The following is a 13,165-nucleotide window of genomic DNA, read 5'->3' on the forward strand; positions in this document are numbered from 1 at the left end:
GTTGATCGATGAAGTTAACAAGCAAGATTTTTAGTGGTCTTATTTTAGGTGCTGTTATTGGTCTTATTTTACATTTTTCTGCGCCTGCTTTGTTCGAAACACTTGACGAGTATTTATTTAGTCCACTTGGAACGATATTTTTAAATTTAATAACAATGCTAGTTGTGCCAATTGTATTTTTCTCGATTACCTTAGGAGTTGTTTCACTTGGAGATCCGAAAAAACTTGGAAGAATTGGTGGAAAAACAATTGGTTTTTTTCTAGTCACAACGACAATTGCGATTTCCATTGCACTAACGATGGCCTATATCTTCCAGCCCGGTAATGTAGATGTAAATACAACTGGTGCCGATTTTGAAGCAAATGAAGCACCAAGTGTTGTCGAAACATTTACCAACATTATTCCAACTAATCCTGTTCAAGCGATGACAGAAGGTAATATGCTTCAAATTATTTTCTTTTCCATTTTTGTAGGTTTAGCTTTAGCAGTACTAGGTAAGAAAACGGAGGGTATTACAAAATTAGTCGAACAAGGAAATGAAATCATGATGTATCTTGTTAATCTCATCATGAAATTTGCTCCGTATGGGGCATTTGGTTTACTAGCTTCTGCGATAGGTAGAATGGGATTAGAAGGTGCAATGGCTATGGGATCATACATGCTTGTAGTTTTAGGTGCTATCCTAATTCATGCTATTGTTACTTACGGTTCAGCCGTTTCTGTATTAGGTAAAATGAGTCCAGTTAAATTTTTCAAAGGATTTATACCTGCAATGACCGTTGCGTTCAGTACGTCAAGTAGTGGAGCTACCTTACCAGTCTCCATGAAGACGGCACAAGAAAACCTTAAAGTTTCAAAACCTATAAGTAGTTTTGTGCAGCCGTTAGGAGCAACCATTAACATGGATGGAACGGCAATTATGCAAGGGGTAGCAACAGTATTTATTGCGCAAGTGTATGGATCTGATTTATCTTTTGCACAGTTATTAATGGTTGTACTAACTGCAGTATTAGCAAGTATTGGTACTGCTGGTGTTCCTGGTGTTGGGTTGATTATGCTTGCAATGGTTCTACAACAAGTTAATTTGCCTGTAGAAGGTATTGCTCTAATCATCGGTATTGACCGTGTACTTGATATGACACGTACTGCACTAAATGTTACTGGTGACGCAGCATGTGCTTTATTTGTATCGGAAACGGAAAAGAAGCGTAGTGGCGAAACTGCATAGGAACATATGGAAAAGGGTGACGTAATAAGTCACCCTTTTTACTACGAATTTATAAATTAATTGTTCCTGTATTCTAACAATTGTAGTGCGGTTTGTTTTGTTTAGGCGTCTTCTTCTAAGTTTCGAATTTGCAGTCTGTTTTTTTTGTGTTTATCTGTAATTAAACGATGTAGCCGAAGAACCATAAGACCATATTGGTAGGTTGCATCAATTTTGTCACTACGAACAGGGTACGGCAACTCAACCTTCCGCTCAAATGCCCCATGGATAATCTCGTCCTTAATTACTTGGCCTCCAGCATGTTGAATGTCAATCACACCTTTTAATTCTAAAGTTGCATAATCTACAAAAGCGTCTATTTTTTCTAAGTCTTTTACTCCTGGAAGATTTACATAACAAATCAATTCATTCTCGAATTTATACAAGTTAATTTGTGGTACGGGAGGTTTTAGTACGTCTTCAAATTCATTCCAAAAGCTTTGGCCAAAGAAATGATCCATATTTTTTTTCCAATCACTCATATTTTGAAAGGGATCCAACGGAATTTCCTCCTTTGTTCATGGTAACTATAGGTATTTTAAGGATCTATTTGTATAGAAATAGAAGAATACGATATATTGTATGCATGGCTTTTTTATAGGTGAATATCATATCCTTAATGATTAACTTGAAGCCCTGAACCTAATTAAGAATAATAAAAGTAGGAAAAATAGGAGGGTCTATTTTGTTAGAAAACGCAATTGTAATGATTATAATTGTTTTATCCGTTAATGTTTTTTACGTATCATTTTCAACACTTCGAGTCATCTTAACTTTAAAAGGGAAAAGATATATTGCAGCAGCGATTGGCATGTTTGAAATTACGATTTATACGTTAGGACTAGGTTTAGTATTAGAAAATTTAGATCGAATAGAGAATTTAGTGGCCTATGCATTAGGTTACGGTATTGGTGTAATTGTTGGTTCGAAAATAGAAGAAAAACTAGCACTAGGTTATATTACGATTAATGTAATTTCATCTAATCCAGATATAACATTTACGAAACAGTTGCGTGATAAAGGCTATGGTGTAACAAGCTGGTATGCATATGGAATGGATGGGGATCGATTAGCGATGCAAATCCTTAGCCCTAGAAAATATGAATTAAAGTTATATGAAACGATAAAGCAAATTGACCCGAAAGCTTTTATTATTGCGTATGAACCGAAACAAATTCACGGTGGTTTTTGGGTGAAGCAGGTAAAGAAAGGAAGACTATATAAGAATGCGAAAAAATCAGAAGAAAAAGTCTCCTCAAAAGAAGCGGTACAAGATACAGAGCGGCGAAACGATTGACCAATGTATGGAACGCATGAAACGAGAAGGTTATACACCGATTCGCAGGACGGAAGAACCGATATTTCAAGAAGTAAAGAAAGATGGAGAAATTACCTATGAGCCTGTAGATAGAACGGTAATATTCGATGCGGTTCCGGTAAAAACCGAACATTAAAAAATAAACATAAATATATTGTTCGATATTTGTTGACAGTATGAAATATGAATTGTTATTATAGATATGCACTGAATTAGTGGATCGATTATTTAAATAAATAAAATGGTTACCTCATATAATTTCGAGAATATGGCTCGATCGTCTCTACCCATCACCGTAAATGATGGACTATGAGGGAGGATGGATCATTGTGTGTCTTTTTTATACTTGGTTGGAAGTATTTGAAAATATGGCACGAATCAATGATTATTTATTCATGCATATTTATTGATTTGTATGTGCCTATTCATCTTCTCTCAGGAGTAGATGAGTAGGCATTTTTTCATAGACTAAAATATGTATTCAAAAAGGATTGAGTGAGAGTTTCAAGGCAGCGAAGCTTTAAGAAGCGAAAAAGCAAGTTATTTGTAATTTTTACCGGACTTTTTGAACAACCTATAAAAATGAATAAAAAATTATTTCTTATATAATGTTACTAATAAAAAGAGAAGAGGGTTTTTAATGACTATGGTTGGAGTGGTTATGGGAAGCATCTCTGATTGGGAAACAATGAAACATACGTGTGAGGTTCTAGATGAGCTTAACATTCCTTATGAAAAAAATATTGTTTCGGCGCATCGGACACCAGATGATATGTTTGAATATGCAGAAAATGCGAAAGATAAAGGGTTGAAGGCAATAGTTGCTGGAGCTGGTGGAGCTGCACATTTACCAGGAATGATAGCTGCTAAAACAACATTGCCTGTTATTGGAGTTCCTGTCGAGTCAAAAAGCTTAAAAGGAATGGATTCTCTTTTATCTATTGTGCAGATGCCTGGTGGTGTCCCGGTTGCAACTGTGGCGATAGGGACTGCAGGAGCAAAGAATGCTGGTTTATTAGCTGCTCAGATTATTGGTTCTTTTGACGATAATGTTAGTGAGAAACTTGTAGATTATCAGCGTAAATTGAGAGAAAAGGTAGAAGAAATGAGGGAGCAACTTGAGTCAAAATAAGATACTACCAGGTGGAACCATTGGAATTATAGGCGGAGGACAGCTTGGAAGGATGATGGCTACAACCGCAAAGCATATGGGATATCGGATTGTTGTGTTAGATCCAACACCAGATTGTCCAACAGCGCAAGTAAGTGACGATCATATTGTTGCAGACTATGGAGATCACGAAGCGATCGCGTCATTAATGGAAAAAAGTGATGTTATTACGTACGAGTTCGAGAGTGTTGATGTCGATGCTGCAAAAAAAATCGAAAAAAAGGGCCTTTTGCCACAAGGCTCGAATTTATTGAAGATTACACAGGATCGAGAACAGGAAAAAACAATTATGGTTAAAAATAAGTTGCCTGTGGCACCATTTGAAATCATTCATAATGAAAATGAACTACAGAAGGCGCTGGATAAGGTAGGAACACCATCTGTATTAAAAACGTGTACGGGGGGCTATGACGGAAAAGGACAGTTGAAATTAACGTCAGCTGAAGATAGGGGTGAAGCTCGTCAGTTTGTCGAAAAAAATGGTCGTTGTATTCTTGAAAAGTGGGTTCCTTTTGAAAAAGAAATTTCTGTCGTCTTTACCCGTGCGAAAAATGGAGATATATCTTTATTCCCGTTAGCCGAAAATGAACACAAGGATCATATTTTACATCAAACAACAGCTCCGGCAGTGGTCTCAGAGTCAATCCGAGAACAAGCGTTACATGCAGCTGAAGTGATTGCGGAAAGTATGGATATTGTTGGTACTTTCGCTGTTGAGATGTTTGTATGTGAGAATGACATTTACATTAATGAAATGGCGCCTAGACCGCACAATTCAGGACATTATACGATTGAAGCTTGCAATGTTTCGCAATTCGAACAGCATATTCGAGCAATTTGTGGATTGCCTTTAGTACCGATTCGATTCCACGGTTCGGCAATCATGATTAATTTACTTGGTGAGGATCTAGAAGCGTGTTTTTCTTCGATAGATCATTTACGAGATGCTCATATCCATGTTTATGGAAAGGAAGAGATTAAACCGAAACGGAAAATGGGACACCTTACCTTTGTAGGAAATGCGTTAGAGGAATTACATCAAGTAATAGAAAACTATAAAATCACAACAAATAAAGAAATAGTTAGGTGAAAAATCTGGGAGGTACAACAATATGATTGGTCGTTATACTCGTGAGGAAATGGGCTCGATTTGGACAGAAGAGAATAAATTTAAAGCTTGGTTAGAGGTTGAGATTTTAGCGTGTGAAGCATGGAGTGAGCTAGGAATAATCCCGAAAGAAGATGTCGTAAAATTACGTAAAAATGCTTCTTTTGATATTGAGCGTATCTATGAAATTGAGCAGGAAACAAGACATGATGTCGTGGCATTTACACGTGCTGTTTCAGAAACGTTAGGGGAAGAGAAAAAATGGGTCCACTATGGTCTAACTTCTACGGATGTAGTTGATACTGCATTATCTTACTTGTTGAAACAGGCGAATGAAATCATAAGAGCGGATATTGAGCGATTCGTTGATATATTAGCTGAAAAAGCAAAAGAGCATAAGCACACGGTGATGATGGGAAGAACACACGGTGTTCATGCGGAACCAACAACATTTGGGTTAAAAATGGCCCTTTGGTACGAAGAAATGAAACGAAATTTAGAACGTTTTAACGCTGCTGCAAAAGTGATTGAAACAGGGAAAATGTCTGGTGCAGTTGGAACATATGCCAACATTGACCCGCATGTAGAAGCGTATGTTTGTGAAAAATTAGGATTAACTCCGGCGCCGGTTTCGACGCAAACATTGCAAAGAGATCGTCACGCACAATATGTTTCAACGTTGGCTTTGATTGCGAGCTCTATCGAAAAGTTTGCAACAGAGGTTCGTGGCTTGCAAAAAACGGAAACTAGAGAAGTAGAGGAATTTTTCGCGAAGGGTCAAAAAGGATCTTCGGCTATGCCGCACAAGCGAAACCCGATTGGTTCAGAAAACATGACAGGAATGGCAAGAGTAATTCGTGGTTATATGATGACTGCATATGAAAATGTATCCTTGTGGCATGAACGCGATATTTCCCATTCATCTGCAGAGCGTGTAATCTTACCAGATGCAACCATTGCTTTAAATTATATGCTTAACCGTTTCTCAAATATTATTAAGAATTTGACGGTATTTCCTGAAAATATGAAAGCAAATATTGATAAAACGTATGGTGTTATTTTCTCTCAACGTGTATTGCTTACTCTTATAGATAAAGGAATGAGTAGAGAAGAAGCATACGATCTTGTTCAACCAAATGCGATGAAGGCTTGGGAACAGGGCATTCATTTTAGAGAGCTTGTCGAAGGTGAAGAAAAAATTACTTCTCTTTTATCAGACGACGAAATTGCTGATTGTTTCGATTACACGTATCACTTGAAAAATGTTGACCGTATTTTTGACAAAATTGGTTTGTAATACGTGTTCAAAAGTCTACAAAATTAGAAACAAGCCAACGAAAAGGTTCGCCGTTATCATTTGGCGACTTTTTGAACAACCTTGTAATGCGAATAACTCAATTTGGGGTGAATGATAATGAAGGGCAAGCTTTTATATGAAGGAAAGGCGAAAAAAGTTTATACAGTAGAAGGAAACGATGCACAATTAATCCTTTCCTATAAAAATGATGCAACGGCATTCAATGGTCAGAAAAAAGCTAACTTTGAAGGCAAAGGGAAATACAATAATTTAATTGCAGCAAAGGTGTTTGAATTTTTACATGCAAAAGGGGTTGCTACCCATTTCGAGCGCAGTTTAAATGATACAGAGCAGTTAGTTCAGAAAACGAACATTGTTCCGCTTGAGGTTATTGTTCGAAATATTGCAGCAGGAAGCATTACGAGACGAATTGGGATCGCAGAAAAAACTGTTTTTGATCCGCCGTTAGTTGAGCTCTGCTATAAGAAGGACGAATTTGGAGACCCGGTTATAAATGATCAGCACGCACTTATTTTAACGGATATAACAGAGAAAGAGCTCCAACAAATGAAAGAAACAGCCCTTACGATAAATGGTTACTTAAAAGAATTTTTCCTTAGTGTAAATCTGACATTAGCTGATTTTAAATTAGAATTTGGTCGTAATGCGAATGGAGAAATTGTTTTAGCAGATGAAATTTCACCAGATACTTGTCGGCTTTGGGACACAGAAACTGGCGAAAAAATGGACAAAGATGTGTTCCGTGAAGATTTAGGCGATCTGTTAGATGTTTACGACAAAATTCTCAAACGACTGGAGGCAGCAAAATGAAAAAAGTAAAAATCTATATCACATTAAAACAAGGTGTTTTAGATCCTCAAGGAAAAGCGGTGCAAGATTCCCTTCAAACATTAGGATATGACGGGGTAAAGGAAGCACGAGTTGGTAAATATATGGAATTAACAGTCGAAGATGGCGAAAACGTTGAGAAAAAAGTAGAAGATATGTGTGCAAAGCTGTTAGCCAACCCGGTAATAGAAGATTATGAGTATACAATTGAGGAGGGTGTAACCCAGTGAAATTCGCAGTGATCGTCTTCCCTGGATCCAATTGTGACCGTGACATGTACTATGCTGCAAAAGATGCGTTAGGAGAAGAGGCGGAATTAGTTTGGTATCAAGATGCTGATTTAGCAGAGTATGACGCGATTTTACTTCCGGGTGGATTCTCATATGGAGACTATTTGCGTTCAGGTGCCATCGCTTCTACCTCACATGTAGTTGCAGAAATTAAAAAGCAAGCCAAAAAAGGTGTACCTATTTTAGGTGTTTGTAATGGATTCCAAATTCTTTTGGAGTCTGGACTTTTACCTGGTGCGATGTTAAGAAACCAAAAGTTAAAGTTCATGTGTCACTATCAAGAGTTAATTGTGGAAAATAACAAAACGATGTTTACGACGGCTTATCAAGATAAAGAAAGCATTTCACTTCCAATTGCGCATGGGGAAGGGAACTATTATTGTGATCAGGAAACGTTAAAGGAATTACAAGCAAACAACCAAATCGTATTTACCTATGCAGATAATCCTAATGGATCGATTAGTGACATTGCTGGAATCATAAATAAAGAAGGAAATGTACTTGGTATGATGCCTCACCCAGAGCGTGCAGTCGAAGATATTTTAGGTAGTGCCGATGGACTGAAGCTGTTTCAATCAGTTTTAAATAATTGGAGGGAAGCATATGTTACAAACGCCTGAGATTAGCCCAGAAAAAATTGAAACGGATGCCCTTTATAAAGATATGGGGGTAACGGATGAGGAATACCAACTAATTAAGAAAATAATGGGAAGGCGTCCGAATTTCACGGAAACTGGTATTTTTTCAGTGATGTGGTCGGAGCATTGCAGCTACAAAAATTCAAAGCCGTTGCTACGAAAGTTTCCAACGAAAGGGGAACATGTTTTACAAGGACCTGGAGAAGGGGCTGGTATTGTAGACATAGGTGATGGACAAGCGGTCGTTTTTAAAGTTGAAAGTCACAATCATCCATCTGCAGTAGAGCCATATCAAGGAGCGGCAACAGGCGTTGGTGGTATTATTCGTGATGTATTTTCTATGGGTGCTAGACCGATTGCGATTTTAAACTCTTTGCGCTTTGGTAATTTAACCTCTGGTCGTGTGAAATATTTATTTGAAGGTGTTGTCGATGGGATTGCCGGGTATGGAAATTGTGTCGGTGTTCCTACGGTCGGCGGTGAAGTTCAATTTGATAATAGCTATGAAGGAAACCCTCTAGTTAATGCAATGTGTGTCGGCATTATTGATCAAAAGGATATTCAAAAAGGGATTGCAGCTGGTGTTGGTAATACCGTTATTTACGCTGGAGCTCGTACTGGTAGAGATGGTATTCATGGGGCTACGTTTGCATCAGAGGATTTATCGGAGGAGTCGGAGAGCAAGCGCCCATCGGTTCAAGTTGGCGATCCATTCATGGAGAAGCTGTTGATCGAAGCTTGTTTAGAAGTTATTCATGAGGATGCGCTAGTAGGAATCCAAGACATGGGAGCAGCAGGTCTTACGTCGTCGGCCAGTGAAATGGCGAGTAAAGCAGGAACAGGCATGGAAATGGATTTAGATTTAGTTCCTCAACGAGAATTAAATATGACTCCATATGAATTAATGCTTTCGGAATCACAAGAGCGTATGCTTCTAGTCGTAAAACAAGGACAAGAACAAGAAATTATCGATGTATTTAAAAAGTTCGGTTTAGAAGCAGTAGCAGTTGGAAGAGTAACAGATGATAAACGGTTCCGATTACTCCATAAAGGAGAAGTTGCTGCGGATATTCCAGTTGACTCGCTTGCCGAAGATGCACCAGTTTATCATAAACCATCCAAGGTTCCAGCATATTTTGAAGAATTTCAACAAATGGAAGACTATTATCCAGTTGTAAAAAATCATAGTGAAGTACTGAAGACTTTATTGCAGCAACCGACGATCGCAAGCAAAGAATGGGTTTATGATCAATATGATTCAATGGTTCAAACGAACACTGTAATTACTCCAGGTTCTGATGCGGCTGTCTTAAGAGTTCGTGGAACAAACAAAGCGTTAGCGATGACGACAGATTGTAATTCTCGTTATATTTACCTTGATCCAGCAACTGGCGGTAAAATAGCAGTAGCGGAAGCAGCTAGAAATATCGTTTGTTCTGGTGGAAAACCACTTGCTTTAACAGATGGTTTGAATTTTGGAAATCCAGAAAAGCCGGAGAATTTTTGGCAAATGGAAAAAAGTGTGGAAGGCATGAGTGACGCTAGCTTGAAGCTTAACACACCAGTCATTAGTGGAAATGTTTCGCTATATAATGAATCGAACGGACAATCTATTTTTCCAACACCAGTTGTAGGGATGGTTGGATTGATTGAATCACTAGATCATATTACGCCATCGTTCTTCCAACAAGCTGGTGATGCGATTTATCTAATTGGTGATACGAAAGCGGAGTTTGGCGGAAGTGAGCTGCAAAATGTTTTAGAAAATAAATATTTTGGAAAAGCACCAGCGATTGATTTGGACATCGAAGAAAAACGTCAAAACCAATTATTAAAAGCAATTCAATCCGGTGTTATTGCTTCTGCACATGATTTGGCAGAAGGCGGGTTAGCAGTAGCGCTTGCTGAAAGTTTATTTGATAAAGAATTGGGCTGTGAAATAAAGGTCGATGGGGATTTGACAGTTAAGCTATTTAGTGAATCACAATCTCGTTTTCTTGTATCTGTGAAGCCTGAGCATCAAGATGCGTTTGAAAAACTAGTGGAAGACGCAAATTACCTTGGTAAAGTAACAGATTATACGGATATAAAAGTAGAATCAAGTGGTGAGCTAGTAGTTGATGAGCCTGTCAAAAATTTAAAAGCACTGTGGAAAGGGGCTATACCATGCTTGCTGAAATCAAAGGATTAAACGAAGAATGTGGTGTGTTTGCGATATGGGGTCATGAAAAAGCAGCAGAAATGACTTACTATGGCTTACATGCGCTGCAACATCGTGGGCAAGAAGGTGCCGGAATTGTAACAAGTGATGGAGATAATCTCCATTTGCATAAAGGAAATGGCTTAATTAATGATGTATTTCAACAAGACGAATTTTCGCGATTAAAAGGTACGGCTGCTCTAGGCCATGTGCGTTACGCTACACAAGGTGGCGGTGGCTATGAAAATGTTCAGCCACTTGTGTTCCGTTCCCAAAAAGGAAGTATGGCTTTAGCACACAACGGGAATCTTGTGAATGCTTATATGTTAAAAAACCAGCTTGAGGCACAAGGAAGTATTTTACAAACAACGTCCGATACAGAAGTACTTGCCCATTTAATTAAAAGAAGTGGTCATATGGGGATGGAGGATGCGATTGGTTCTGCACTAGGTATGATAAAAGGTGCCTATGCTTTTGGGCTGCTTACGGAAGATCAATTGTTTGTTGCTCTAGATCCTAGAGGATTAAGACCGCTATCGATCGGCATGCTAAATGGCGCTTATGTCATTTCTTCAGAAACATGTGCTTTTGATATTATTGGGGCTACCTATATACGAGAGGTTCTGCCCGGAGAGTTGATAACGATTGATGATAATGGCCTAACATCGAGGAGGTTCGCCTCTCCGTTACAGCGGACACTTTGTTCCATGGAGTATGTTTACTTTTCACGACCGGACAGTGACATTAACGGATTAAATGTTCATGCGAGTCGTAAAACAATGGGAAAAGAATTAGCGAAAGAAGCACCTATTGAAGCAGATGTTGTTACAGGTGTGCCAGATTCTAGTATTTCCGCAGCGATTGGTTTTTCTGAAGCTACGGGAATTCCTTACGAGCTAGGGTTAATTAAGAACCGATATGTTGGACGGACATTCATCCAGCCTTCACAGGAATTGCGGGAGCAAGGTGTAAAGATGAAATTATCTGCAGTTCGGGGAATCGTAGAAGGAAAGCGTGTCGTTATGGTCGATGATTCGATTGTACGAGGAACGACAAGTCGACGTATTGTACGTCTTCTAAAAGAAGCTGGAGCTACAGAAGTACATGTTCGAATTGCTTCACCACCAATAGAAAATCCTTGCTACTATGGCATTGATACGTCAACAAAAGGTGAACTTATTGCATCGAACAATTCTGTAGAAGAAATAAGGGAATTAATTGGTGCAGATAGTTTAGCTTATTTAACGGCGGAAGGTTTAGAGAACTCGATTGTAAAGGGTAAAGATTCAACTGAACATGGCGTTTGTCAGGCTTGTTTTACAGGGAATTATCCAACTGAAATCTATCCAGACACTGTTTTACCAGCTTATAAAGGGTAAAATTACTAATTGTTAGGGGCGAAGCTGATGAGTGATATATACAAACAGGCTGGTGTTGACGTTAACGCTGGTTACCGTGCAGTAGACTTAATGAAAAAGCATATAAAACGAACCAACCGACAAGAAGTTATCGGGGGGGTTGGTTCCTTTGCAGGTTTGTTTGACTTATCCTCTTTTTCATATGAGGAGCCTGTTCTAGTGTCAGGTACAGATGGTGTCGGGACGAAATTGAAGCTGGCATTTGAAATCGATAAGCATGATACGGTTGGAATCGACTTAGTTGCTATGTGCGTGAATGATATTGTTGCACAAGGAGCGGATCCGTTATTTTTCCTTGATTATATCGCTTGCGGGAAAAATGAACCGGAAAAAATAGAACAAATTGTTAAAGGCATTTCTGATGGATGTGTCGATAGTGGCAGTGCGTTAATTGGCGGTGAAACAGCAGAGATGCCAGGTATGTACAAGGACGGAGAGTATGATTTAGCGGGTTTTGTCGTAGGAATTGCAGATAAAAAACAACTGATTACTGGCGAAGATATTGAAGCTGGTGATAAAGTTATCGGCATTGCTTCTAGTGGCGTTCATTCCAATGGCTTTTCATTAGTTAGAAAAATAGTTGCTGATAATAACCTTGACCTAGCGAAAACCTACACCGATTTGACAAAACCATTAGGAGAAGAACTACTTACACCAACAAAAATCTATGCAAAAGCAATGAAACAATTAAAGCTAGATCTTACGATTAAAGGAATCAGTCATATTACTGGTGGAGGCTTCTATGAAAATATACCTCGGGCCCTTCCTGGTGAATTTGGAGTAAAGGTTGATGCACAATCTTGGAAAATCCCAGCTGTTTTTTCATTTCTCCAATCACAAGCAAAGCTTTCGTTTGAAGAGATGCTCGGAGTTTTTAATATGGGAATTGGCATGGCAGTTGTTGTTTCAGCACACGAGGCAGAGATGGCGTTACAGCTATTAGAGGATATCGGTGAAGAAGCTTTTCTCATTGGTGAAGTCGTCGAAGAGTCTGGAGTGACGTTAAGCTAATGGAAAAAACAAATATTGCTGTTTTTGCTTCTGGAACAGGTAGCAATTTTGAAACAATTGTGAAAGCAATGGAGGCGGGACGTTTGGATTGCAACGTCTCCCTTTTGGTTTGTGATAAGGCGGATGCGAAAGTGTTAGACAAGGCAAAAGCATTTAACATCCCGACCTTTGTATTTAATCCAAAAGACTATGATTCTAAGGCTGATTTTGAACAAGAGATTATCACACAGCTTGAGGCAAAACAGATAGAATGGATTGTTTTAGCAGGATATATGCGATTAATTGGAACAACATTACTGAGTCAATTTGAGTCAAAAATTATTAACATTCACCCTTCTTTATTGCCATCATTTCCTGGAAAGGACGCAATTGGGCAAGCTTTAGAAGCAGGAGTAAAAATCACTGGTGTTACGATTCACTATGTAGATGAAGGAATGGATACTGGGAAAATAATTGAACAAGAAGCTCTTCGAGTAAGAGAAAAGGAAGATCGCGATTCTTTACAACAACGAATTCAGGAATTAGAGCATCGTTTATTTCCTGAAACAATACAGAGATTAGTTTCAAACAACCTCGAAAAATGAATAAAAAAGGTGG

The 13,165-nt window shown here is 38.6% G+C and carries 14 protein-coding genes and 1 riboswitch; of the genes, 13 read left to right on the plus strand and 1 reads right to left on the minus strand.

The annotated features are described in order from the left end of the window. Positions 1–8: 8 nt before the first annotated feature. Positions 9–1,229: a dicarboxylate/amino acid:cation symporter gene (locus JOC48_RS16115; protein ID WP_204501415.1), complete on the plus strand. Its 1,221-nt coding sequence runs from the start codon at positions 9–11 to the stop codon at positions 1,227–1,229. 101 nt (positions 1,230–1,330) lie between these two features. Here the strand turns inward: JOC48_RS16115 and JOC48_RS16120 are convergent, their stop codons facing one another. Continuing rightward, on the minus strand, positions 1,331–1,768 hold the full coding sequence (locus JOC48_RS16120) for an Hsp20/alpha crystallin family protein (RefSeq protein ID WP_204501417.1): 438 nt from the start codon (positions 1,766–1,768) through the stop codon (positions 1,331–1,333). A gap of 185 nt (positions 1,769–1,953) precedes the next feature. Between JOC48_RS16120 and JOC48_RS16125 the strand changes: the two genes are divergently transcribed. From JOC48_RS16125 to purN, 12 genes are all read left to right on the plus strand, one after another. After that, entirely contained in the window at positions 1,954–2,565 is a 612-nt protein-coding gene (locus tag JOC48_RS16125; protein ID WP_204501419.1) for a DUF2179 domain-containing protein, read from the plus strand. Beyond that, entirely contained in the window at positions 2,495–2,722 is a 228-nt protein-coding gene (locus JOC48_RS16130) for an NETI motif-containing protein (RefSeq protein ID WP_204501421.1), read from the plus strand. The genes JOC48_RS16125 and JOC48_RS16130 overlap by 71 nt, the downstream gene beginning before the upstream one ends. A 94-nt stretch (positions 2,723–2,816) precedes the next feature. Then, positions 2,817–2,916, plus strand: a riboswitch (purine riboswitch). 310 nt (positions 2,917–3,226) lie between these two features. Continuing rightward, on the plus strand, positions 3,227–3,718 hold the full coding sequence (gene purE / locus JOC48_RS16135) for a 5-(carboxyamino)imidazole ribonucleotide mutase (protein WP_204501422.1): 492 nt from the start codon (positions 3,227–3,229) through the stop codon (positions 3,716–3,718). Then, positions 3,705–4,847 (plus strand): 5-(carboxyamino)imidazole ribonucleotide synthase, encoded by a 1,143-nt coding sequence (gene purK / locus JOC48_RS16140; RefSeq protein ID WP_204501424.1) that lies wholly within the window; start codon positions 3,705–3,707, stop codon positions 4,845–4,847. The genes purE and purK overlap by 14 nt, the downstream gene beginning before the upstream one ends. 22 nt (positions 4,848–4,869) lie before the next feature. Next, positions 4,870–6,162, plus strand: coding sequence for an adenylosuccinate lyase (gene purB, locus JOC48_RS16145; protein ID WP_204501432.1), 1,293 nt, complete (start codon positions 4,870–4,872; stop codon positions 6,160–6,162). A gap of 117 nt (positions 6,163–6,279) precedes the next feature. Further along, on the plus strand, positions 6,280–6,993 hold the full coding sequence (purC, locus tag JOC48_RS16150) for a phosphoribosylaminoimidazolesuccinocarboxamide synthase (RefSeq protein WP_239584426.1): 714 nt from the start codon (positions 6,280–6,282) through the stop codon (positions 6,991–6,993). Next, positions 6,990–7,241, plus strand: a complete 252-nt coding sequence (gene purS, locus JOC48_RS16155) for a phosphoribosylformylglycinamidine synthase subunit PurS (protein ID WP_204501441.1) — start codon at positions 6,990–6,992, stop codon at positions 7,239–7,241. Before purC ends, purS begins: the two co-directional genes overlap by 4 nt. Continuing rightward, positions 7,238–7,921 (plus strand): phosphoribosylformylglycinamidine synthase subunit PurQ, encoded by a 684-nt coding sequence (gene purQ, locus JOC48_RS16160; protein WP_204501446.1) that lies wholly within the window; start codon positions 7,238–7,240, stop codon positions 7,919–7,921. Before purS ends, purQ begins: the two co-directional genes overlap by 4 nt. Beyond that, on the plus strand, positions 7,905–10,130 hold the full coding sequence (gene purL, locus JOC48_RS16165) for a phosphoribosylformylglycinamidine synthase subunit PurL (protein WP_204501453.1): 2,226 nt from the start codon (positions 7,905–7,907) through the stop codon (positions 10,128–10,130). The genes purQ and purL overlap by 17 nt, the downstream gene beginning before the upstream one ends. Further along, a complete protein-coding gene (gene purF, locus JOC48_RS16170) occupies positions 10,106–11,518 on the plus strand; it encodes an amidophosphoribosyltransferase (RefSeq protein ID WP_204501456.1) in 1,413 nt (470 codons plus the stop codon). The genes purL and purF overlap by 25 nt, the downstream gene beginning before the upstream one ends. A gap of 27 nt (positions 11,519–11,545) precedes the next feature. Beyond that, positions 11,546–12,568: a phosphoribosylformylglycinamidine cyclo-ligase gene (gene purM, locus JOC48_RS16175; protein ID WP_204501457.1), complete on the plus strand. Its 1,023-nt coding sequence runs from the start codon at positions 11,546–11,548 to the stop codon at positions 12,566–12,568. Continuing rightward, the gene (gene purN / locus JOC48_RS16180; protein ID WP_204501458.1) at positions 12,568–13,152 is read left to right on the plus strand and encodes a phosphoribosylglycinamide formyltransferase; all 585 of its coding nucleotides are present in this window, start codon (positions 12,568–12,570) and stop codon (positions 13,150–13,152) included. The genes purM and purN overlap by 1 nt, the downstream gene beginning before the upstream one ends. Positions 13,153–13,165 lie beyond the last annotated feature (13 nt).

This window comes from Aquibacillus albus (assembly GCF_016908325.1).
GTDB classification, from domain to species: Bacteria; Bacillota; Bacilli; order Bacillales; family Amphibacillaceae; genus Aquibacillus_A; species Aquibacillus_A albus.